General features: G+C 73.2%; 17 protein-coding genes. 7 read left to right on the top strand and 10 right to left on the bottom strand.

What is annotated here, in order from left to right:
• Positions 1–59: 59 nt before the first annotated feature.
• The 4 genes from ABIA38_RS29625 (at position 60) to ABIA38_RS29610 (ending at position 3,823) form a co-directional block, all read left to right on the top strand.
• Positions 60–983, top strand: a complete 924-nt coding sequence (locus tag ABIA38_RS29625) for an AurF N-oxygenase family protein (RefSeq protein ID WP_424641928.1) — start codon at positions 60–62, stop codon at positions 981–983.
• Between the two features lie 116 nt (positions 984–1,099).
• Positions 1,100–1,546: a Zn-ribbon domain-containing OB-fold protein gene (locus ABIA38_RS29620; protein WP_424641927.1), complete on the top strand. Its 447-nt coding sequence runs from the start codon at positions 1,100–1,102 to the stop codon at positions 1,544–1,546.
• On the top strand, positions 1,543–2,736 hold the full coding sequence (locus ABIA38_RS29615; RefSeq protein ID WP_424641926.1) for a lipid-transfer protein: 1,194 nt from the start codon (positions 1,543–1,545) through the stop codon (positions 2,734–2,736). The genes ABIA38_RS29620 and ABIA38_RS29615 overlap by 4 nt, the downstream gene beginning before the upstream one ends.
• Before the next feature lie 109 nt (positions 2,737–2,845).
• On the top strand, positions 2,846–3,823 hold the full coding sequence (locus ABIA38_RS29610) for an amidohydrolase family protein (RefSeq protein ID WP_424641925.1): 978 nt from the start codon (positions 2,846–2,848) through the stop codon (positions 3,821–3,823).
• Here ABIA38_RS29610 and ABIA38_RS29605 read toward each other — a convergent pair.
• Both ABIA38_RS29605 and ABIA38_RS29600 read right to left on the bottom strand, forming a co-directional pair.
• Complete coding sequence (locus tag ABIA38_RS29605) at positions 3,718–4,692, bottom strand: LLM class F420-dependent oxidoreductase (RefSeq protein ID WP_424641924.1); 975 nt, start codon at positions 4,690–4,692, stop codon at positions 3,718–3,720. The genes ABIA38_RS29610 and ABIA38_RS29605 overlap by 106 nt on opposite strands.
• Positions 4,693–4,777: 85 nt before the next feature.
• Positions 4,778–5,890: a serpin family protein gene (locus ABIA38_RS29600; protein WP_424641923.1), complete on the bottom strand. Its 1,113-nt coding sequence runs from the start codon at positions 5,888–5,890 to the stop codon at positions 4,778–4,780.
• Positions 5,891–5,986: 96 nt separating this feature from the next.
• Here ABIA38_RS29600 and ABIA38_RS29595 point away from each other — a divergent pair, with 96 nt between their 5' ends.
• Positions 5,987–6,532, top strand: a complete 546-nt coding sequence (locus ABIA38_RS29595; RefSeq protein ID WP_424641922.1) for a nuclear transport factor 2 family protein — start codon at positions 5,987–5,989, stop codon at positions 6,530–6,532.
• On the opposite strand, the gene ABIA38_RS29590 is transcribed toward ABIA38_RS29595, so the two are convergent.
• From ABIA38_RS29590 to ABIA38_RS29565, 6 genes are all read right to left on the bottom strand, one after another.
• Entirely contained in the window at positions 6,529–11,079 is a 4,551-nt protein-coding gene (locus tag ABIA38_RS29590; protein ID WP_424641921.1) for a hypothetical protein, read from the bottom strand. The genes ABIA38_RS29595 and ABIA38_RS29590 overlap by 4 nt on opposite strands.
• Before the next feature lie 97 nt (positions 11,080–11,176).
• A complete protein-coding gene (locus tag ABIA38_RS29585) occupies positions 11,177–12,028 on the bottom strand; it encodes a hypothetical protein (RefSeq protein WP_424641920.1) in 852 nt (283 codons plus the stop codon).
• Positions 12,025–13,572 carry a hypothetical protein gene (locus ABIA38_RS29580; RefSeq protein WP_424641919.1) on the bottom strand — a complete coding sequence of 516 codons (1,548 nt, stop codon included), beginning with the start codon at positions 13,570–13,572 and terminating at the stop codon, positions 12,025–12,027. The genes ABIA38_RS29585 and ABIA38_RS29580 overlap by 4 nt, the downstream gene beginning before the upstream one ends.
• 93 nt (positions 13,573–13,665) lie before the next feature.
• Positions 13,666–15,078, bottom strand: coding sequence for a HEAT repeat domain-containing protein (locus tag ABIA38_RS29575; protein WP_424641918.1), 1,413 nt, complete (start codon positions 15,076–15,078; stop codon positions 13,666–13,668).
• A gap of 265 nt (positions 15,079–15,343) precedes the next feature.
• A complete protein-coding gene (locus tag ABIA38_RS29570) occupies positions 15,344–15,574 on the bottom strand; it encodes a hypothetical protein (protein ID WP_424641917.1) in 231 nt (76 codons plus the stop codon).
• A 260-nt stretch (positions 15,575–15,834) separates the two neighbouring features.
• Complete coding sequence (locus ABIA38_RS29565; protein ID WP_424641916.1) at positions 15,835–17,727, bottom strand: penicillin-binding transpeptidase domain-containing protein; 1,893 nt, start codon at positions 17,725–17,727, stop codon at positions 15,835–15,837.
• A 285-nt stretch (positions 17,728–18,012) separates the two neighbouring features.
• Here ABIA38_RS29565 and ABIA38_RS29560 point away from each other — a divergent pair, with 285 nt between their 5' ends.
• Complete coding sequence (locus tag ABIA38_RS29560; protein WP_424641915.1) at positions 18,013–18,393, top strand: WhiB family transcriptional regulator; 381 nt, start codon at positions 18,013–18,015, stop codon at positions 18,391–18,393.
• An 18-nt stretch (positions 18,394–18,411) separates the two neighbouring features.
• On the opposite strand, the gene ABIA38_RS29555 is transcribed toward ABIA38_RS29560, so the two are convergent.
• Complete coding sequence (locus ABIA38_RS29555) at positions 18,412–18,987, bottom strand: phosphoribosyltransferase family protein (protein ID WP_424641914.1); 576 nt, start codon at positions 18,985–18,987, stop codon at positions 18,412–18,414.
• A 440-nt stretch (positions 18,988–19,427) separates the two neighbouring features.
• On the opposite strand from ABIA38_RS29555, the gene ABIA38_RS29550 reads away from it, so the two are divergent.
• On the top strand, positions 19,428–21,617 hold the full coding sequence (locus tag ABIA38_RS29550) for a protein kinase domain-containing protein (protein ID WP_424641913.1): 2,190 nt from the start codon (positions 19,428–19,430) through the stop codon (positions 21,615–21,617).
• A gap of 205 nt (positions 21,618–21,822) precedes the next feature.
• Here ABIA38_RS29550 and ABIA38_RS29545 read toward each other — a convergent pair whose 3' ends face one another.
• Entirely contained in the window at positions 21,823–22,944 is a 1,122-nt protein-coding gene (locus ABIA38_RS29545) for a DUF2637 domain-containing protein (RefSeq protein ID WP_424641912.1), read from the bottom strand.
• Positions 22,945–23,332 lie beyond the last annotated feature (388 nt).

Below are 23,332 nucleotides of genomic sequence, written 5' to 3'. Positions count from 1 at the left end.
CGGCGGGCGGATCGCGGGATGTTACCGACGGGAAACAAGTCCGGCCGAGGAGGCTTCACATGCCCACCACGCACGGCACCGGAACCACCACCGTCACCGATCGCGAACATGTCGCCGAGCGGCTGCTCGCCGCGTCGCACACACACGCGTTCGACCCGATCACCGACGTCGACTGGGACGCGCCGCTGGTCGACGGCGCCTACTTCCTGCCCGCGCACCGGGTCAGTCTGTACGGCACGCCGATCTGGGCGCGGATGAGCGAACGGCAGCGGATCGACCTGTCCCGGCACGAGGTGGCCTCGATGGCCGGTGTCGGCATCTGGTTCGAGGTGGTGCTGATGCAGTTGCTCATCCGGCACGTCTACGACCGGCCGCTGACCTCGCGACACGTGCAGTACGCGTTCATGGAGATCGCCGAGGAGTGCCGGCACTCGACCATGTTCGGCCGGTTGATCGACAAGTTGGACTGCCCGGAATACGGCCCCGGCCCCTACGCGCACACCGCGGCGCGGGCGATGAAGACGCTGGGCTCCGGCGTGCAGGCGTTCGCGATGGCGCTGATCGCCGAGGAGGTCCTGGACACGATGCAGCGGGAGCTGATGGCCGACGAGTCGCTGCAGCCGATCACCCGGCAGACCGCGCGGATCCACGTGATCGAGGAGGCTCGGCATGTGCGCTACGCCCGCGACGAGGTGGCCCGGGGCGCCCCGGACATGTCCCGCGCCGAGCGGGCGATCACCCGACTCGCGCTGGCCCGGGCCGCGCACATCATCGCGACCCGCCTGGTGCACCCGGGCGTCTACGCGGCGGTGGGCCTGGATTCGGCAGAGGCGTACCGGGCCGCGCGGGCCAATCCACAGCGGCTCGACACGCTGGGGCACTGGTCGCGGCGGCTGATCGCGTTCTACGACGAGCACGGTCTGCTCGGCGGGCCGGGGCTGCGGTTGTGGCGGGCCTCGGGGCTGATGGGACGTCAGGTATAGCGGACGGGTGTGACGGCAAATACCCCGGCCCGGGTTGGCGCGCGGAACTGACGATCCGTCAGACTGTCGTTCGGACACACATCGGACGAGACGTGCCAGACGAGTTGGAGGGCCCCGTGACGAAGGACCACAAGCCTGTGGTCCCCGGTTGGTTCACCACGTCCGGGGAGGACTTCTCCCTCCTCGGCACCCGGTGTACCGCCTGTGGGACCGTGTTCTTCCCCCGCCGGGAGACGTTCTGCGGCAACCCGGCCTGCGCCGGCGCCGAGTTCGCCGAGGTACCGCTGTCCCGGCGCGGCACGGTGTGGTCGTACACCAACGCCGGCTACCGGCCGCCGGCCCCGTTCGTGTCCGACCCGGACGTCGAATGGCAACCGTTCACGATCGTCGCGGTACGCCTGGCGGCCGAGGGCCTGATCGTGCTCGGCCAGGGCGCGCCCGGGGTCGGCGTCGACGACCTGACCGTCGGCGCCGAGGTCGAGATCGTGCCCGGCGTGTTGTACGAGAGCGACGAGCACGTGCACACCACGTGGAACGTGCGCCCCGTGGAGGTCCGGGCATGAGCACCGACCGCGAGATCGTCGTCCTGGGCGCGGGCATGCACCCGTGGGGCAAGTGGGGCCGCAACTTCGTCGAGTACGGCGTCAAGGCCGCCCGGGACGCGCTGCAGGACGCGGGCCTGGCCTGGACCGACATCCAGTTCGTGGCCGGCGCCGACACCATCCGCAACGGCTACCCGGGCTTCGTCGCCGGCGCCACCTTCGCCCAGGCGCTCGGCTGGACCGGTGCGCGGATCTCCAGCTCGTACGCGGCCTGCGCCTCCGGGTCGCACGCCATCGCGAGCGCCCGCGCGCAGATCCTCGCCGGCCTGTGCGACGTGGCCCTCGTGGTCGGCGCGGACGCGGCCCCCAAGGGCTTCTTCGCGCCGGTCGGCGGCGACCGCCCGGACGACCCGGACTGGGTGCGCTTCCACGTCCTGGGTGCGACCAACCCGGCCTACTTCGGGATGTACGCCAGGCGCCGGATCGACCTGTACGGCGCCACCGTCGAGGACTTCGCCCGAGTCAAGGTGAAGAACGCCCGCAACGGGCTGGCCAACCCGAACGCGCGCTACCGCAAGGCATTCACCCTCGCCGACGTCGCCGCCTCGCCGATCGTGTGCGACCCGCTGCGCCTGATGGACATCTGCGCCACCTCCGACGGCGCCGCCGCGGTGGTGCTGTGCAGCAAGGAGTTCGCCGCCCGGCACACCACGAACCCGGTCCGCATCGCGGCGGTCTCCACGGTCACCCCGACCTTCCCGAGCGCGCTGATCGAACTGCCCGACATCGCCACCGACTCCTCGGCGGCGGTGGCCCCCAACGAGCTGTCCTTCCGCGCCTCGCTGGCCCACGCGGCCTATCAGGAGGCCGGCATCGGCCCCGAGGACCTGAGCCTGGCCGAGGTCTACGACCTGTCCACCGCGCTGGAATCGGACTGGATCGAGGACCTGGGCATCTGCGCGCCGGGCGAGGCGGAGAAGTTGCTGCGCGACGGCGCGACCGAGATCACCGGCCGCATCCCGGTCAACGCCTCGGGTGGCCTGGCCTCCTTCGGCGAGGCGGTCCCGGCCCAGGCGATCGCCCAGGTCTGCGAACTCACCTGGCAGCTGCGCGGCGCGGCGGGCGAGCGTCAGGTGGCGGGGGCGAGGGTGGGGATCACCGCCAACCAGGGCCTGTTCGGGCACGGTTCGTCGATCATCGTCACCCGGTAGCTCGGCCGGGTGGGTCCTCGGCGGGTCCTCGGCCGTACCGAGGACCCGCCGTCGGCTCCAGCGTCGGTCCCGTTTCCGGGTCCGTTTCCGTTTCCGCGGAGGGTTGTATATGAGTTTTCCGGCCGGCATCGGTGTGGTCGACCTGCTGATGGGGCTGCCGAATCGTGATCGGCGCTGGTGGGCGACCGCCATGGCGGGCACCCTGCGGGACGAGGACAGCCGGACCGCGATGACCCATCCGGCCGGCTACATGTTCAAGGACCTCCCGGACCTGGCGCGGACCGATTCCTCGGCCGAGGATCTGCTGCGCGAGATGGACCGGTTCGGCGTGGCGCAGGCGCTGATCCCGGTCTCCTTCGAGGACGCGGACACGCTCGACGCGGTACGCCGGTATCCGGACCGACTCCTCGGCAGCTTCCAGGTGGACCCGACGAACGTGATGGCGGGCGTACGCGCACTGCGCCGGGCGCGCGAGGAGGCGGGGGTGCTGGCCGCGACCTTCTTCCCGTGCGGGTGCACTCCGCCGGTGCCGATCGACGACCGGCTCGCCTATCCCCTCTACGCGACCTGCGTGGAACTGGGCCTGCCGGTGTTCGTCAACGCGGGCATCCCCGGCCCCCGGGTGCCCGCCGCCGCGCAGGAGGTGATCCGCTTCGACCGGGTCTGCTACGACTTCCCCGAGCTGACCGTGGTACTGCGACACGGCGGCGAGCCCTGGTGCGAATTGGCGGTCAAGCTGATGCTCAAGTGGCCGGGGCTGCACTGGTCCTCCTCGGCGTTCGCACCGAAGCACTACCCGCGGGCGATCGTCGACTACGCGAACACGCGTGGGGCCGACAAGATCATGTACGCGGGCTACTTCCCCTACGGCCTCACCCTGGACCGCATCTTCGCCGAACTCCCGGACGTCGGGTTCAAGCCGGAGGTCTGGCCGAAATTCCTGCGCACCAACGCGCTGCGCATCCTCGGCCGACCCGCCGATCAGCCCGCCGCCGGGGCCAATGCCAGCGCCGCCTCGAGCGGATCGGCGCCCGGGCGCGGGTCGAGCACCGCCAGTACCGGGACGGTGACGCCCGCCTCGACGTAGCGGGCGATCCGTGCCCGGCAACGATCCGGGCCGCCGTGCACGATCAAGGCGTCCAGTACCGCGTCCGGGACCAGGTCGAGGGCACGCTTGCGGTCGCCCCCGGCCCAGGCCGCCCACATCGGGGCCAACTCCTCGGCGCGGCCCAACCACCGGTGGAACTCGGCGTAGACCGGCACGGTCAGGTAGCTCGTGATCAGCCGTCGCCCGATCGCCCGCACCGTGTCCCGGTCCTCGCTCGGCACCACGAAGATCCGCGCGACGATCTCCTTGTCCGGCCCGCCCTCGTGCACGTACGGCACCACCCGTTCGACGTCCTCGGCGGAGAGCCAGTTCAAGATCGCGCCGTCCGCCTCCCGCCCGGCCAGCCGCAACATCCCCTCGCGCAGCGCCGCGACCAGGATCGGCGGCGGGCTCTGCGGCGGCCGGGACAGCCGGAAGCCGTGCACCGCGAAGGTCTCGTAGTCCTCGGTCACCTTCTCCCCGGCGAACGCCGCCCGCAGGAACCGCACGGTGTCGCGCACCCGCTGGTACGGCCGCTCGAACCGTGCCCCGTTCCAGCCCTCGACGATCGGCGCCGACCCCGCGCCGATGCCCAATTGCACTCGCCCCGGCGCCACCTCGGCCAGCGCCGCCGCGCTCATCGCCAGCGTGGCCGGCCCCCGCGTGTAGGGCGAGACGATCGCGGTACCCAGGCGCACCTCCGGGTCGGCCAGGCCGGCCACGGTCAACGGGGTGAAGCCGTCCAGGCCGTCCACCTCGGCCGACCAGATGTCGGTGTAGCCGGCCGCGCACAACTCGCGGATCAGCCGTGGATGCTCCGCGAGCGGAGCGTTCAGCGGCACGGTGATGCCATATCGGGCCTGGCTCATGCGTACTCCTCCACGATCCTGATGGTCCATCAGGACTAGCACAACCGACCGGCACGCGGCGGTGGTTCGGCAGCGGGCCGGCCGATCAGCCCCGGTACGCCGGCCGCGTCGCCTGATACGCCGCGAACAGCGGTACATAGCCCGACGCGTCCATCACCACACACGCGAACGGCCGGTCGAAGGACACCCGCCGGGTCGGCCTCGACCGGAAGCTCGCCAACGTCATCGACGTCGCGGTGACCGACGCCGCCTCCACTCCCTCCTCGGCGATCCGCAGCAGCGACTCCTGGACCACCGCGTCGATCCGGACCGGCTCGTCCGTCATCCCACGAAAGTCCGCCGCGTCGGTGCCGGCCAGCGTCACCCCCAGGTCGCGCAGATGCGGCAGTACGTCGAGCCGGGTGCGCAGTTCGAAGCGCGGCAGCCGAAGCTCGACGTCCTCGCCCGCGTACGCCTTGCCGGTGTCGCGCGGCGCCCAGGCCGCGGTGATCACCGACGCCGGCGGCGCCTGCTCCGGGCCGAGGGCGAACCGCACCCGTGCGGACTGCTCGCCCACACACGGCAGTTCGACCACGGTGACCTCGCCGTCCCGGCCGGCGATCGTCCACACGTCGCCCGCCGGCACCTCGCGCCGCATCGTCGGCACCGGGCCGCGCGTACCGTCGGCGGCCCGGAACTGCGCGTCGTGCGTCTCGGCGGCGGCGAACTGCGTACGCCAGCGCGCCCGCAGCGCGAGCGCGGTCACCAACACGACCCGAGTCGAGGCGTCCACCACTACGGGTATCCGGTCGATCAGCCCGTCGGTGGCCCGCGCCACCCACGCGTCCAGCGCCGGCCGATCCCCCAGCGAGCCGAACCCGAGGTCCGGCAGCGCGGCGCGAAATCCCGCGTCCAGCGGCATCGCGCTCCACACCCCGGTGGCCACCGCGAGCGCCTCGGTGTCGGCCAGCTCGCGCGCCACCGCGGTGACCACCGGCGCCGATTCGCGCCACGCCACGCCGACCAGATCGGCCAGTTCCTCCGCGGTGTCCCCCTCGGCGCCGGTGGCCACCGCCGCCAGGGCCAGCCACAGGCCGGTCGGTGAACACACCACGTCGCCCCCGGCCGCCCGTACCCCGGGATCGCTCAGCATCGAGTCGAGCCAGCGCGAGGCCAGCTCCCGCACGGTGCCCGCGTGTTCCCGCAGAGCCGGTTCCATCCCATCACCCTTGTCGTCGCACGTCGTCGCTGCCGGAGTTGTTCGGTGTCCCCCGACCGCGGAGATGTATGCCTCCCGACCGTAGTGTCATCGGTCATGAACGACTTCGGCGGGGACCGGGAGCTGCGCAGACTCATCGACCGTCAGGCCATCCACGACGTGGTACTGCGCTACTGCCGGGGGATCGACCGGATGGACCTCGACGCCGTCCGCGCGTGCTACCACCCCGACGCCACCGACGAGCACGGCGGTTTCACCGGGACGGTGGACGAATACCTCGCGTGGATCGGGCGATTGCTCCCCCGGTACACCTCGACCATGCATCTGACCGGCAACCACCTGGTGGAATTCCGCGACGACACGCCCGATCTCGCCCGTTCGGAGACCTACGGCACGGCCTTCCACCGCAGCGCCGACCCGGCACCGCGCGGCAATCTGATCATCGGCTTCCGCTACATCGACGACTTCGCCCGACGCGCCGGCGTCTGGCGGATCGCCCGGCGGGTGGCCACCACCGAGTGGGTCCGGGTCGACGACCCGGCCGGGCAGTGGCCCATCCCGGACGGGATGCGGACCGGCCGACGCGATCGCACCGACGCGGTCTACGCGCCGTTCCCCGCCGACCCGCCGCCGCACCCCTAGGCGAGCGACTCCACGGGCTCCTCCACCGGCCGGCGGAACACCCGGGTCGCGTGGATCTCGCCGACGATCTGCGGCGCGTCCGGCTCCTGCGGCACCGGCAGCCCGGGTCGCAGGTGCTCCTCGACCGAGATGTACTTCAGCCCGGCTCGCAGGTCCGCGTCGTTGCGCAGCCGTACCACCAGCGGAAACTCGGCCAGCGCGGTGGTGTCGAACAGACCCGTGGTGTACACGAGTTGCACGCCCAGCGCGTCGGCGACCGCGCGTTGCAGCTCCAGCAGATACGACGCGTTGGCCCGGCCGATCGGGTTGTCCAGGAACAACGTCCCGGCGTGCCGGTGCCGGGCCCGGCCCCGATCGTTGCTGCGCAGCGCGGCCATCGTGCAGTAGAGCGCGATCGCGGCGGTGAGCAGCTGGCCGCCGGAGAACACGTCGCCCATCTGCCCCACCGGCACCCGCTCGGCGCGCAACACCGAGTCCGGCTTGAGGATTTCCACCTGCACCCCGCGCGGGCGCAGCGCCGCGTGCACCCCGCGCAGGAGCAGCGTCATCCCGTCCCGGCGCACCCCGCCGACCGTGCCGTCCCGGCCGCGTTTGATGGTGCGCGTCGCCTCGTCGACCACCTCGCCGAGCGCCTCGACCAGCGCCGCCGCGTCCGGTTCGTCGAAGCGGATGCGCAGGAACTCCTGGCCGGACCACTCGCCGAGTTCCTCGGGCAGCCGGGACAGCCGCTGGGCCGCACGCAGCGTGGTCAGCGCGGCCTCGACCATGCCGCGCATCCGGTCCACGATGCTGTCCCGGTTGCGTTCGATCTGGCGCAACTCGTCGGTGAGCACCCGCAGTCGGGGGGCGAACGCGGCGGACCAGGCGGCGGCGTGCTCGGCGAGCGCGGCCGGGGGCAGTTCCCGGATCTGCTGCCGGGCGGGCATCCGGACCTGCTCGAAGCGGGTCGCGCCGGCGTGTCGGACCAGGGTCTCGGTCCGGTCCCGGACCCGGCCCTCGGCGGCGGACAGGTCGGCCGCCGCGGCGCGCAGGGTACGCCGACAGGTGCCGGCCGCGTCCCGGGCGTCGGCGACGGGACCGGCGAACGGCACGGCGGGCGGCTGCTCGGGGTCCACCGGCACTGCGGGCAGGGTGTCCGTGAGCGAGCCGGCCACCTCGCCGAACGCGCCGGCCGCGTGTTCCGCGTCGGTGTGCTCGCGCACCAGTCGGCCGTGCGTCTCGCGCGCCGAGGTCACCTCCTCGGTGCGCGCCGAGTGCTCGGCGCCCGCCGCGCGCAGCAGTTCGTGCGCGTGGGCGCCGTCCCTGGGGCGCTGTTCCTCGGGCAGGTCCAGGTGGTGTTCGCGGCCCTCGGCGGGCGCGTGCCGCTCGACCTCGCCGCGCAACCGGCCGAGCAGCTCGTTGGCCGCGTCGGCCCGACCCTCCAGGGTGCGCACGTGGTCCTCGGCGCGGCCGGCGGCGGCGAGCCGGGAGGGGCCGTCCGAACCGTCGAAGCCGTCCAGGAGTTCGGCGGCCTGCCGGCGTACCTTCGCGGTGAGCCGGTCGAGGGTGCCCTGCGCGGTCGATTCCTCGCTCTCCGCACGGGCCTGCTCGGCCCGCAGGTCGGCGCCCACGCCGACCTTCTCGTACAGCGCGCGGGCGGTGCGGTACGCCTCGCGCAGCGCGGGCAACGACGCACGCGCGGCAGCCTCGTCCGCCGCCGCGTCGGCGACCGGCTCCTCCGACGCGCCGGTGATCTCGGCCCGTTCCTCGCGCAGCGCGCGGGCGGTACGCCGGGCATCGTCGGCGGAGCGCTGCGCCTGGCGGCGATCCTCGTCGGCGGTGCGGGCCAACATCCGGTCCGCCTCGACGCCCGCCTCGTGCTCGGCGCTCTCCTGGTCCAACTCGCGGATCCGGCGCGCCCAGCCGGCCCGCTCGCGCAGCCGAAAGGCCAGCCCGGCCAGCGCGTCGGCCCGGCGGCGCGCGGTCTGCGCGGCGTCCATCCGCCGATCGCGGCGGTCCACGGCCTGCGCGCGGGCCTGCTCGGCGGTCACCGCGGCGATCTCCGCGGCCTCCCCGGCGGCCTGCGCGGCGGCCAGTTCCACCTGAGCGTCGGTAACCGCCGTGAACAGCGCGTCCAGCCGGCCCGCCGGACACGCGGCCCGCCAGGTCGCCAACCGGCCGGCCAACCCCCGGTCGGCCTCCAGGCGCGCGGCCCGGACCCGGATCGCCTCCTGTCGTTCGCCGGCCCGGGTGCGCAGCGCGTCCCGCTCGGTGTCGGCGGCACGTTCGTCGTGCATCGCCGGGTTCGGCGGCACCAGGAAGGTGTCCGGCCGCTCGGGGCCGGCCGCCAACAGTGCCTCCGGGGTGCCCACCGCCACCGCCGAGCGGGGCAACAACGCGGCCTCGGCGAGCACGTCCCCGGCCCGGTCCATCGCGTTGTGCATGGTCACGATCACGCCGTCGACCAACTCGGGCCGGGCGGCCAGCACCGCCGCGTGCCGCTCGGCGGGCACCGACTGGGCCAGATAGCGCCAGCCCGGCAACGCCGGGATGCCGTGCTCGCCGAGCACCTCGACGGCGGCCAGCACGTCCGGCCCGGCGGGCAGCAGGCCGCCGTCGCCGAGCGCGGCCAGGATCCGCGAGTCGTCGGCGGCCCCCGTACGCAGCTGGAACAGCGTGCGCTCCCCGTCGGTGATCGCCTCGGCGAGCAGTTCGCGCAGCACGTCCGCGGCCCGGTCGAAGCCGCGCGCGGCCTGCTCGCCGACCGCCGACTCGGCGTCCGGGCCGAGCAGTTCGCGCACCCTCGGCTCGGCCGCAAGGGCCGCCGCGCCCGCGTGCACGGCGGCCAGGTCGGCCTCGGCCACCCCGAGCCGGTCCGCCGCGCGGGCCGCGGCCAACTCGGCCCGGCCGCGCGCCGCCTCGGCCTCGCGCACGCCGGCCGCGAGCTGCTCGGCGCTCGCCCGGGCCTCGGCCCACGCGGCGCCGGCGGCCTTCTCCTCGTCCGCGGCCCGCGCGGCGGATTCGGCCGGGTCGCCGTCGTCGGCCAACCAGCCCGCCTCGACCGCGAGATCGAGTTCGGCGCCCACCTCGGCGAGCCGGCCGCGCAGGTGGGTCGCCTCGCTGCGGGTGCGCTGCGCCTCGGTCGCGGCGGTGGTGGCCGCCCGCTGGGCCCGCTCGCCCGTCTCCTGCAGGCCGAGCGCCCGGCGTTCCTCGGTGTCCGCCCGGCCCTCGGCGCCGGCGGCGGCCGCGTGCAGCGCGCGGACCAGGGCCGACGCGGCCTCCTGACGCGCGGCCAGCGCGGGCGCCGCGTCCCGTTCGGCGGCCCGGATCGCCACATCCACCCGCTCGGCCCGGTCCACCGCCGCCCGGTGCCGCAGTACCGCTTCGGTGGCCAGCCAGGCCGCGTGCAGGCCGCGGGCGTCGCCCAGTTCGCGCTTGACCCGCGCGGCGTCCTTCTCCGCGGCGGTCAGCCGCATGCCCGCGTGCCGGTGGGTGATCTCGGCGGTGACCAGCGCGGCGTGTGCCCGGGCCCGCTCGGCGGCGTCCACCGCGGCGGCCGAATCGGCCATCCGGCGGGCCAGTTCGCCGGCCCGCTCGCGCTCGCGCTCGGCCCGGGCGCCCAGTTCGCGGCCGAGCCCGCGCGCGGCCTCCTCGGCGCCGCGGTGCACCGCCCGCACCCGGGTCCGCCGGCCGGCCGCCTCGGCCACCGCGTCCAGCAGTTCGACCGCGCCCTCGACGAAGTCCCGCTCGGCGGTCAGCTCGGCCCGCTGGGCCAGCTTGACCGCGAACCCGTCGACCAGGTCGGCCAGTCCGTCGGTGTCGGCCGGGTCGGAGACCGCGCGCAGCAGCAGGTCGACGAAGTCCGCGTCGTTCTTGACCGCGAACAGCCCGGCCGCCTCGCCCTCGTCGGCGTTCATCTCGCGCTGGTAGCGAAACAGTTCCGGATCCAGGCCGAGCACGTTCAGGTGGTCGATCCACCGGTCGTGGATCTCCTCCCAGACCACGTCCACGTCCGGATAGACCTTGTGCAGTTCGCTCATCGCGTCCCGGAAACCGCGCATGGTCCGCCGCCGGCCGCCGACTCGGACCGGCAGCCCGTCCAGGGTGAGTCCGGGCCCGGGTCGGAACGAGTACCAGCTCTCGGCGAACTTGCGCGGGTCGGAGGAGACCTGCCGACCGCGCCACTCGCTGACCTTGCCGACCACGACCGTCTCGCCGGTGAGCACGTGCTGCCACTCGAGCGCGACGTGCCCGCAGTCGTCGGCGAGCAGGAACTTGCGCAGCACACCGGAGCTGGCCCCACCGAGGGTGTTGCGGTGGCCGGGCAACATCACCGAGAAGATCAGCTTGAGCAGGACCGACTTGCCGCCGCCGTTCTCCAGGAACAACACGCCCGCCGGCGCGGGCCGGCGCGGCGGCCCGACCGGCTCGCCCTCGAACAACTGCGCCTGCCTGGGCGCGGGGTCGGGCACGGGCGCACCGACCCCGCGCAGGTCGAGCACGGTGTCGGCGTAACGCGCACCGGCGGGCCCGATGGAGAACAGGCGGACCCGGGACAGCTCGTACATCGGCGGTCAAATCTCTCTGGTCGAAGCACAGCACGAAGAACAACACACAACAGCCGAACCACCCGGCACCCGACGGGCCCTCGGGCCCGCCCCCGGCTCAGACCCCGTGGAAGGGCAACCCGGCCCCCGGCGCCAGCTCGCCGCCGTCGGTCGCGGCGGCCAGCAGGCTCGGGCTGCCGTCGGTGACCGCGACCACGCCCAGGTCCAGGAGTTCGGACATTGCCGCAGAGCCCGCCGTGTCGCGCACCTGGAGCTGATAGCGCGCGGTGGTGCGGTACGTACCGCCCCCGTCGTCGGAGACCCGCTGCAGGAAGCCCGAGTCGACCAGGAATGCGACCGCCTTGGCCACGATGCCCACGGTGGACGCGGCCAGCCGGCGGGCGTCCTTGGTCGCGCCGGTGGCGCTGCGCCGGGCGTAGACCCGCCAGGCCGCCTCCAGGCCGGGGCCGGCCACCTCGGGGTCGCTGATCTCGCCGCGCTGCTCGGCGCGTTCCTCCAGACGCCGGCAGGCCTGGCGGACGAAGGCGTCCACGCCGTGCACGCTGAGCCGGCCGACATAGGCGTCGTCGGCGAGGTCCTCGGGGCGCGGGAAGGCCATCACGGCCACCGCGAGGTGGGCCAGGCCGTGCAGGAAGCGGTCGGCCGACTCGGTACCGGCGCGGCGTGCGTAGTCGCCCATCCGGACCGCGAACACCGAGTCCTCGCCGGCGGTCACCGCCATCCCGGCGCGCGGCGACACCTCCAACACCACCAGGCCCAGGCCGGCCGCGACGGCCGCGGCCAGCGCGGCGAACCGCGGGTCCTCGCGGTGTCGGCGGATCAGGTCGGCGTATTCCGCGTCGCGCGCGGGCAGCAGCTTGGGCTGGAGGCCGAAGGCGACCAGCCGTGCCGCGTCGCCGACGTCGGCCGAGGTGATCGGCGCGGTGTCGGTGGCCAGATCGTGGTTCATCCGGGGGTGGGCCCTTCCGGCTCGGGTCGCGCGCCGGTCAGAACCGCCGTGCCGATGATCAGGTCGGCGCCGCCGACCTCGGGGTCGTCGAGTTCGGTGCCGTCGTCGACGGCGACCAGGAGGGTGCGGTCGCCCTGGCGCAACGCGGTGCCCACCGGCGGCGAGGCCGCGTGGAAGGCGAGCAGCGCGACCAGGTAGCCGAGGTCGGGGTCCGCCTCGCGGGCCTCGGCCAGCAGCCCGGACAACCGGCGCGGGGTCTCCGGGGGGATGTCCAGGAGCAGCGCCGCCGCGTCGTGTTGGCGCTCGGTGTAGCGACTGTCGTCGGGGGTGAGCGACACGTCCGGCTCGGGCAGTTCGGCACCGAGGTGGTCGCGTGGCGCGGGTGGGGTGAGCAGCAGTTCGGTCAGATCGTGCAGCCGGACCGCGACCGGGGTACGCAACCCGGTGCCGCCGGCGAAGAACCGGTCGGTCACCCGGCGGGCGTCGCCGACCGGCAATTCCAGGAGCGGGCGCAGCAGTTGCCCGTAGAGGTCGAGCCCGGTGCGGGTGCCGGGCGCGGCGAACGCCTGCCGGTCCTGTTCGGCGCGGAAGAGCGGTCCGGCCTCCATCAGCCGGGTCTGCAACTGGGTGTGCCGGCGGATGCAGTCCTGCACGATGTCGACCAGTTCGGCGGCGCCGCGCTTGCGTTCGCTCTCCTCGGCCTCGTCCCGGGCCCGGCGGATGTTGATCAGGATCGCGTTCTCGTGCCGGTAGCGGTCGGCGACGTGCTCGAACGCCTCGTCGATCAGGTCGGGCACCGCCTGGAGCCAGTCCACCGCGCGCACGTTGCGCCGGGTCGCGTCGAGTGCGCGGCGCAACGATTCGGCGTATTGCACGGTGCGGTAGCGGGCCTGTTCGGCGGCGAAGCGGGCCTCGGCGAGTCGGCCGCGCCGGATCAGGTGGTCGAGTTTGACGTCGGCGGCGATCTGCGCGCTGGTGACATCGGTGTCCAGCGCGCCGACCAGGACGTTGATCGCCTCGTCGGTGGCGCGCAGGAAGATGTGCCCGTCGGGTCCGGGGACCTCTTCGAGCAGTTTGAAGTCGTAGTCGCGGCGGATGTATTCACCCTCACGGGTCCACATGCCGTAGACCGCGCGAAAGCCTCGGTCCACGCTGCCGACGTTGATCAGGTTCTCCAGCACCCAGCGCGCGACCCGCTCGTATTCGGCCGGATCACGGCCCGGGGCCTGCGCGGCCACGCGCGGGCGGAGTCGGGCGACGATCTCGTCGTGGTCGGCGCCGGTGTCGAAGTCCATGGTGATCGTGACCAGGTCGATCGCGGTCAGCCCGAGCTCGGCCATCGCGTAGACGGTGTACTCGCCCGCCAGGTTGGCCTTGCGCGCTTCCAGGTCGTGCAGCGGCGCGGTGCAGGCGAGGGCCTTGAGGCGACGGGCGAGCCCCTCCTCGGTCACCCCGGAGCGCGGATACGCCGCGCCCGGGGGCAGCGCCGGGCCGGGAATCGGCGGCGGCTCCCCGGGCAGGGCGGCTCGGGCGGAAACGGTCATGAGAGTAGAGCCTAGGACGTTCGGCCGACAGCTTCGGCGCCCGGCCGGCGGAGAGGGGGCCGAACGGGGGCGGCGGGGAGTCGGCGGGAGCGGCTACATCTCGCTCAGCCTGGCCAGCGCGGCGGTGCGGACCTCGTCGTGCTCGGCCGGGTCGCCCGCGAGCCGGCGCAGTCGCGTCACGGCCTCGGGGCGGCGCGCGTCCACGTGGCGCGCGGCGATCAGCCGGGTGTCGGCCTGGCAGTCCCACAGGGCTTCCACGGCGGTTCCGGCGGCGAACGAGGGCTCTATCCGGGCCAGGGTGCGCACCGCGCAGTTGCGCAGTCCGGCGGAGGCGGAGTCCCGGTAGACGTCGCGGACCAGGTCGAGCGCGTCGACCAGGGCGAGTCGGCCGATCCCGGTGACCAGGTCGCAGAGCCGGAAGTGGTCGGCCTGGTCGGCGCGCGGGTCGCCGGCGGAGGCGGGTTCGGCCACCCGGGTGCGCAGCGCGTTCAGCAGAATCGGTCCGTCCACGCGCTCCCCCGCGCCGGCCAGTATCCGGACGGCGACCTCGCCGAGCAGATCCTCGCGGCCGGCCCAGGTGCGGGCCCGACGCACCGCGGCGGGAGTGCGCAACCCGCCGATGGCCTGCGCGGCGGCGAGCCGCACCCCGGCGGGCGCGTCCGGCGCGAGCGCGCCCTCGGCCAGGTCCAGGAGCGCGCCGTCGCCCTGTTCGCCCAGGTATCTGAGCGCGGCGGCTCTGGCTCCGTCGGGTCCGGCCCAGGCGGCGGCCAGGATCGCGCCGCGATGCTCGGGTCCGGCCACGGCGCTCAGCCTTCGGCCGCACGCGAGTGATTGTCGGGGGCCGTCGGCGGCCTCGGCGAGCACCTGGTCGACGGTCTGCGCGGGGGCGATCGGGTTGGCCGACGGCTTGACCGAGCGGGTCAACTCCCAGCGCCACCAGTCCAGGTCGACCTGTTCGACGACGGCGCGCACCCGCTCGTCCTCGGCCGCCCAGACCCGCCAGGGCCGCATGCCGGTGGAGCGCTTGACGCAGTCGTAGAGCTCGTCGTCCTCGCCGCGGTCCAGGACCACCTCGCGCAGCCCCGCCAACGCCGCGTCGTGCCCGAGCGCGGCGAGCCGGTCAAGGGCCTCCGGCCAGTCGCGGCCGTCCTTGACGTAGTCGCGCAGCAGTTCGGTCGCGTCGGCGCGGCCGAGTCGGGCGAGGGTGCCGAGGACGGCGAGCGGGAGCGCGGTACGGTCCGCGTCCTCGTCGGTCCAGTCGTCGTCACACAACAGGTGTCGGGAGAGGCCGTCGAGGCCGGCGTCGAGGTCCGCGTAGAGCCGCGCGTAATAGAGCGAGCGCGACTCGGTGGCCGGAACGGCACGGGGATCGCGGACCACACAGCCGTCGAGCGCGTCGAGCACAGCGACGCGGTCGGCGACGAGGGCCCGCCGGGCGCCCTGACCGTGGCCGCTGCGAAGCAGGCCAAGGAGGGCGTCATGCGAGGTGATGACCGGATCGAACATGCCGCAAGCATCGGTGGCCGGCAACCCTTGAGCAACAGGATTTAGGACACATGTACCCGTTGCCCGTTGTTTCGGCGAAACCGCGTTGCTGTTTCGTCACCGGAAGCTATGAACTGTACCGACCGTGTTCGACCGCCCGCCGCCGGGGGTGTGCCGGGCTCGCCGGTCCGAAAGCGCCGCCGCACGCACACGTCCCACCCGTACGGCGCACGGGGCGCCCGGCGGATGGGACGTGTGGGTGGTTGCGGTTGTGGTTGCGGTTCGGTCAGGACACCACCCGGAGTTCGACCGGGCCGACCACGCTCAGCCCGAGCAGCGCGGCCAGGTCCTCGACCAGATTGGCGGCCTGGTCCGGGGTCAGTCGTTCGACCGTCCACTCGTCGGTGGGGCGGCCGTGTTCGTCGGTGTGCGGGCCGAACCTCAGCTCGATCGGACGATCGGCGTCGGCGGACGGCAGCACCGGAACCCGGGCCACCAGGGTGACATTGTTCGACATGACGTCGACTCCCTTCGGCGAGCGAAAACGATCGCTGCTGTCATTGCCGGTCACCACCCACGCTCGCATCGCCTACGGACCGTGTCCAGGTGTCTCCGGTGTCACAAGGAGCGCGCGAGGCGCGTCCCGCCGCAGCGAAAAACCCCGGCGCACACCGTGCGCCGGGGTCTCGTACCGGTGGCTCGAAGGGTGCCGGCGGTGCGGCGTCGAGCCGATCCCGCGCCCGCTCACCGGGTGCGGCACCCGCCGAAGACGGCCTTCTAGCCGAAGAAGGCCTTCACCACCGGACCCGCCGCCGAGCCACCGGACTTGCCCTTCTCCACCAGGACCGCGACCGCGATGTCGTCCTTGAACGCGATCATCCAGCCGTGGGTGAGGGTCTCACCCTTCTCGTCGAACTCGGCAGTACCGGTCTTGGCGCCCACCGTGCCCGGGATGCCCTGGAGGATCTTGCCCGAGCCGTTGGCCACCACGCCCTGCATCAGCGTCTTGAGCTGACCGGCGATCGCGGGGTCCAGGTCGTGCGAGGGCACCCGGCCCGGCACGTCGTCCGGCGCGAGCACCGGCTGGTTGAACTTGCCGGAGGCGATCGTCGCCGCCACCGAGGCCATCACCAGCGGGCTGGCCAGCACCCGACCCTGGCCGATCATCGACGCGGCCTTGTCGTTCTCGCTGGTGGCCACCGGCGCCGAGCCGTCGAAGGTGACCGTGCCCACGTCCCACTTGGCGCCGATCCCGAACTGCTCGCCGGCCAGCTTGTTCAGCGTGTCGTTGTCGATCTTGGCCCGGTTGCCGATGAACGCCGTGTTGCAGGACTTGGCGAAGTCGTCCTGGAAGAGCGCGTCCGGCATCGGCTGGAGACCGTCGTAGTTCTTGAACGTCTGACCGTTGACCACCAGCGTGTTCTCGCACGGCACCTTGTCGGTCGGCTTGACGCCGGCCTTGAGCAGCGCGCCGGAGGAGACCGTCTTGAACGTCGAGCCCGGTGGGTAGCGACCGGTGAACGCACGATTGTCGCCGGTGTTGGGGGTGTTCGCGGCGCCCATGATCCCGCCGGTCTTGGCGTCGAGCACCACGATCGAGGCGTTGAGGCCACCGGGAGCCGACTTGAGCGCGTCCTCGGCCTGCTTCTGCGTGCCCGGGTCGAGGGTGGTCTTGAGCGGCTGGCCCGGTTTGCCCTTGACGTCGACCAGGCTCGCCTTCTCCGAACCGCCCGCGTCCACGATGGTGATCTTCAGATCGGCGGTGCCGGCCAGCTTCTTCTCGTAGCGGTACTGCAACCCGGACGCGCCCACCGAGTCCGCCGAGGACGCGCTCGGGTCGGCGTTCTTGAGCAGGTCGGCATTGTCGCCCGAGGCGACCGTGCCGACGATCTGCTTGGCCACGTCGCTGGTCTGTTGCACACCCTCCTTGACCTGGATGCCGCCCAGGCCGGCCAGCTTGACCTGGCCGCCGCCGTCCCACTTGTCCTTGCGCAGCGTCACCAGCGGCAACGACTGGTTCGGATCCGCCGCCGCGACGCGGGACTTGAGCTTGGCCACGTCCAGATCGAACATCGGGTCCGCGAGCGCCGCGTAGAGCGCATCCGCGTTGGTGATCTTGGCCGGCCACAGGGACAGCGCGACCACCGGCGTCGAGGTGGCCAGCGCCTTGCCCGAGCGGTCCAGGATCTCGCCACGCTTGGGCAACGAACGATCGCGCTTGATCTTCCCGTTGTCCGCGAGCTGCGGATGCACGATGGTCTGCGTCCAGTGCACGGCGGTCCGGCCGTTCTTGGTGACGATCGGCACCGTCGAGGCGATCTTGACCGGGTCGGCCACACCCTTGAGGGTCAACGTCGCGTCGTAGGCGAGCGTGGCGGGCGCGTTGTCCTTGCCCTTGGTGTAGGCACCGGGCTTGTACTCGGCCTTGACGATCCCCAGTTGTTTGCCCGTGGTGTCCAGACCCTGCTGGGCCGACGTGGGGTTGTCCGTGAGGTTCGCGGCCTTGGGCAGATCACCGCTCTGCCACGCGGTCAGGAAGTCCCTGGCCGTTGTCTCGGACGTGTCCTTCTTCTCGTCGCCGCCGCCGCTGCACGAGGTCAGTGCGGCCACCACGACAACGGACAACGCCAAGGGCACGGCCGACGGGAACCGCCGCATCTTGCTGCCCACCAGATTCCTCCCGAACGTCCACGAACCCCCGACAACCGCCGGAGGTCTCCGGTCACGCTACCCGGCCGACCGCCCCGGTCGGCCCATCGGGCACGGCTACGACCCACTTGTGACGTGGTTGTCGAGGTGCTCGAAACGCGCCGAACGAGGGATCGCCGGCCACCCGGGTGAGGGATCGCCCTCAACCCTGGGCGCGGCGGGGCCGAATTCGCGGCGGGAGGAAACCGCTCTCCCATCCGATGCGTCGGTAGGAGCATGAGGGTCCGCCGGGTCGGGGACCCCGAGTTGACCGTTGGCACCGTCGAGCAGGAGGAGAACGGGGCGATGGGGACCACACGGATCGCCATACCGACACCACCGCGTTACGGGTGGCAGGAGGACGCGGCATGCAGGGGCCTGGACGCCGGGCTCTTCTTCGGTGACGACCAGGAGCGGCCCGGCGAGCGCCGGGCCCGCGAGCGGGTCGCCAAGAAGGTCTGCATTTCGTGCCCCGTGCGGCGGCGCTGCCACGAGCACGCGATGTCGGTCCCGGAACGCCGAGGTGTGTGGGCGGGTCTGGGCGAGACCGAACGCGCCGCGCTGCTGCGCGAACAGGAGCAGGAGCAGGGCCGCGAGCACGAACACGAACACGGGCGGGAACGGGAGAAGACCACGACGGCGGCCTGATCGACGGGGCGGCGCCGGTCAGGCCGGCAACTCGTCCTCGGTGAGCAGCCCGCGCACGTCGAGCCGGGCCCGCGTGTGCGGCGCGCACGCGTCCACCACGACCGCCGCGCCGATCCATTCGGCGCCGGCCTCGGTGACCATCCGCCGCACGGCACTGGCCTGCGCGCCGGTCTCCAGCCACTCGTCCACGAGCAACACCCGGTCGCCCGGCCGGAACAGCCGACCCGGGACCACCAAGGTGAGGCCGCCGTCCTGGTATTCGGGTGGGGTGGCGGCGCGCAACATCGGGTCGCCGGCCGGACCTCGGCCGTCGCCCGGGATCCGCCGGTCCTTGCGGATCTCCACGAAGCCGACGCCCAGGGCCAGTGCGGTGATCGGCCCGAGCAGCAGGCCGCGCGTCTCGATGCCGACCACCACGGTCGCGCCGAGGTCCGCGTGCAACGCGCCGAGGCCGGGCCCGAGCAGGGCCAGCAGTTCGGGGTCGTGCCACCAGCCGGACGCGTCGGCGAAGGTGCCCCACGGGGTTTCCCGCCAGGTGAACGTGTCCGCGAGTCGCCGCGCGATGGGTCCCACGCTGCCCTGACGGCTCGTCACCTCGGCGCACCCCGTTCCGTTCCCGCACCGGCATGTCCGGATCTTCGACCGGACAGGCTACCGGTGCGGGCCGGCCCGAAGGCGCCCCGGTCGACCCGGAGTCGGTCCGCCCCGGGGCCGTGCAACGGGTGTGCGACCGGCACCGGGACGTGTCTTCAAACCCCCGTCGGGCTCCGCGCCATCCGGCGTCTCGACCCGATCGCCCTTCGTCCGCACCCCCGTCCGCACCCCGTCCGTACCCCGTCCGTACCCCCTTCGACCGATTGACTCCGTCTTCTCCCACGGATCCGACCTCGCCCGGGTCATCGGTGGGGTGGTCCCGGGCCGACTCCGGGGCGCCTTACCGCGCCGGGCGCCGGGGTTCCTCTAACGTGTCTCGCACAGGGGCTCCGGAGCTACGACGCCCGGACGACGACGCCACGCGAGGGGATCGGGCACACATGACGATGGTGCGGCTGCGACGGCAGGATCCGCGCATCGTCGGGTCCTATCGGTTGCTGCGCCGTCTGGGGGCCGGCGGCATGGGCGTGGTCTACCTCGGCGTGGACCGGCACGGCACCCGGGTCGCGCTCAAGCTGATCCGCCAAGAGCTGGCCGGGAACCCGGAGTTCCGCTCGCGGTTCGCCCGCGAGGTGGACGCCGCCCGGATGGTGCGCGGCAATCGCACCGCCGCCCTGGTGGACGCCGACGCGAGCGCCGATCGCCCGTGGCTGGCCACGGTCTACGTCCCCGGCCCCTCGCTCCAGCGCCGGGTCGGCGAACGTGGCCCGCTGGGCTGTCTGGACCTGGCTCGGGTCGGTTCGGCGGTGGCCGACGGCCTGGTGTCGGTACACGCGGTCGGCGTGGTGCACCGCGACGTGAAGCCGTCCAACATCCTGCTGTCCCCCGACGGTCCGCAGATCATCGACTTCGGCATCGCCTACGCGGACGGCGCGGGCACCCTCACGGTCACCGGAACGGCGGTCGGCTCACCGGGATTTCTGGCCCCCGAACAGGTGCGCGGACAGACCGTGACGCCGGCCACCGACATCTTCGCGCTCGGCGTCACGCTGGCCTACGCGGGGCGCGGGGCACCGCCGTTCGGGTCCGGGCCGGTGGACGCACTGCTGTATCGCGTGGTGCACGAGGAGCCGGATCTGGAGGGAGTGCCGGAGCAGGTGGTGCCGTTGATCTCGGCGTGCCTGTCCAAGGACCCCCGGATGCGACCGTCCGCCGAACAGGTGCGCGAACGGCTGGCCACGATCGCCCGCCGACGCGAGGCCGAACGCGGCACGCCCGTACGGGGGTTGGCGCCGACGTCCCCGGCCGCTCGGCCCGCCGGCGCGACCCGCGCCGAGGGGCCGGCGACCGCACCGGCCACGCCGCCGCGCGATCGTGAGCGTGACCGGAATCGGGAGCGGGCCGGACGCGAGGCGGCTCGGCGCGAAGGGTCGCGGCGGGACGAGGACACCCGGGCGGATCGGTCGGCGGCGGAACGGCCCTCGGTGGAGCGGTCGTCGGGACATCGGGCCGAGGGACGCGCCGAGGCGGGTCGGACGGCGGCCGAGGGCCACGGGGCGACGCGTCCGGAGCCGACGCGGCACGAGCCGACTCGGCACGAGGCGGGACGACCCGAGGCCGGTCGGGCCGACGCGGGCCGAGCCGACGGGCGGGCGCACGACGGGCGCGGGCCCGACGCGCGGGCGCACGACGCGCGGGCCGCGGCGGACGGGCGGCACGACGTGGTGCGGCAGGAGCCGGGACGCGGCGAGGCCGGGCGACACGATCTTCGGCACGACGGGCGGCACGAGGCCCGACCGGAGGCGGGTCGGCCCGACGCCCGGCACGATTTCGGCCGGCCCGACCCCACCCGCGGCGAGCGGGGCGACCGGGCGGAGCGGGCCGAGGCCGCACGGGGCGCCGCGGCCGAGCGGGCGGAGCGGGCGGAGCGGGCGGACCCCAAGCGGGTCGCGCGGATCGACCACGGGCCCCGCTCGCGCGCCGGGTCCACCGCCGCCGGGTCCACCACCCCGCGTCGGCGCCGGCCCGAGGACCGACGGCGGCTGCTGATCCAGCAGTTGATCATCTTCGTCGTGGTCACCGCGATCGCCGCGTTCGCCATCGCCGCGTTCCAGAGCGACGACGGGGGCGGCGACGACGCCAAGTCCGCCGCGCCGGCCGCCGAGCCGAACCGGCCGCAACCGGCCGGGCCCGGCGCGTTCCGGATCGGCCCGGCGCGCGGCTCGATCCCGATCGCCGCCTGGTCCGACCGTACCTACTCCGACCCCTCGGCCGGCGGCGCCACGGTGACCCTGGCCGACGGCGTGGCCGTGGTCGGCAGCGACCGGGTCACCCTCGGCGACGTGCTCCCCGCGAGCCTGGACGGCGCGCCCGCCGTGGTCGTGGTGCTCACCCGCTCCCCCGGCAGCGGTGGCGCGCCGACGCACCTCGTCGAGCTGTTCCGGTTCGCCGACGGCACGCCCACGGCGGTGGCCGCGCTGGCCGCGACCGCCGACCCGCAGGCGGTGGCCACCCGTTGGACCGTGGTCGACGGCGCCGTGGCCCGGATCCAGTCCTACCTGGACGTCCCGGACGTGACGACCCGCTACGTGGTCGGCCCCGCCGGTGTCCTGGTGCCCGCCGGCGGCTGAGCCGGCCCCGCCTGCGGCTGAGCCGAACGGCCCGCCGCCCGGGGCCGGTTGCCGCGACGCGTACCCCTCCGCACGCGTACCCGCCGCACCCTCGCGTACCCACCCGTCGCCGCACACGACGAAGGGCACCCGGTTCGACCGGGTGCCCTTCGTACCGCGAACCTCACGCGCAACGGATGTGTCGGATCGCGACGTTCGGCCCGCTTCAGCCGAACTGGCGCTCCAGGTCCTTCAGTTTGCGCTCCAACGAGTCGAGCCGGGGCAGCGTCATGGTGTCGTCCTCGGCGGTGAGGTCGATGACGTCGCGCCGCTCGCCAGTGCCGGTCTGGCCCGCCGCCGGGAGTTCGCTCGCTCGCGCGGTGGAGGCAAGAGCCGGACGGCCGGCAGGGTTGTTCGAGTCGGCTGAGCCGCCGTGGCCGGAAACGTCGTTTCCGGCTATAGCAGGCTCCGAGAGTGCTTCGGAGCCGCCACCTCCCGGCAGAGCAGCCATTTCCTGACGCGCGGCGCCGCGACGGCCGAAGTGCCCGCCACCGCTCTCGCCACGACTGAGCGCCTTGAGCTGCGCCCGCTCCCGCTTGCCGTCGATCCGCCGACGCTCGCGATCGTCCTGCTTCGCGCGCTTGTCCTCGCGGACCTCCTCGACGGCCTCGTCCAGGGTGCGGACGCCTTCGAGCAGCATGAGCGACCACGCGTTGAACGTCTCGTGCGGGGCGCGCAGCCAGCGCACGATCCGGATCTGCGGCAAGGGCCGTGGTACCAGGCCCTGTTCGCGCAGCGCGGCCCGCCGGGTCTGCTTGAGCGCGCGGTCGAACAGGACGGCCGCGGAGAGCGACATGCCCGCGAAGAACTGCGGCGCGCCGGCGTGCATGTCGCCGCGCGGCGCGTGCACCCAGTTGAACCAGGCCGAGGCGCCGGCGAAGGTCCACACCAGTATCCGCGAGCCGAGCGCCGCGTCACCGTGGCTGGCCTCGCGCACCGCGAGTACGGAGCAGAACATCGCAGCCCCGTCCAGCCCGAACGGCACCAGGTATTCCCAGCCGTTGGCCAGCCCGAGGTTCTCCCGGCCGAAGCCGACGAGGCCGTGGAACGACAGTGCGGCGGCGACGCCGGCGCAGACGAACAGCAGGGTGTACGAGGCGACCCCGTACATCAGCTCCTTGCGCCGTCGGCGGTCCTGCTCACGCTCCCAGTTGTCGGATCCTTCCCCGGTATCGGTCGCGTCCACCTTGCGGCGTCGGACGACGAGATACGCCACAAGCGCCATAAGGGCGACCAGTTCCGCCAAGCCGACGAGGGCCCAGGCCAGGGGTACACCCATGATCTCCAACGAGCTTTGCCTCGCTTCCCGTTCCTGATCCGATTGCGCGGCGCCCCATACTGGCGGAATTTCGCCTGGTGCGGGTCGAATCCACCGAATATCCCGCGTGTGGGTGACAGGACATTCCCCTGCACAACCCATTTTTCGGCCGCCCGTGCGACCCCAACAGGCCACTGCGCCAATTGGGGCGACGCTCGACCGTACTGCACTTCCGCGCACACGCTAGTCCAAGATCACATTCGATCGAAATTGGCATGACACGATCGGCATGTCCATGAGCAAATCAGGGAAGGTTTCGACGCTCAATTCCCCTCGATCGGAAGAAACATCTCAAGAAACACAAGAAAGCGAGAAGCGGATCACTATCAACCAATCACACAAACGATCCCATTCGGAC

Source organism: Embleya sp. AB8, assembly GCF_049739465.1.
Taxonomy (GTDB): domain Bacteria; phylum Actinomycetota; class Actinomycetes; order Streptomycetales; family Streptomycetaceae; genus Embleya.
This window is presented reverse-complemented; position numbering and strand designations above follow the sequence as displayed.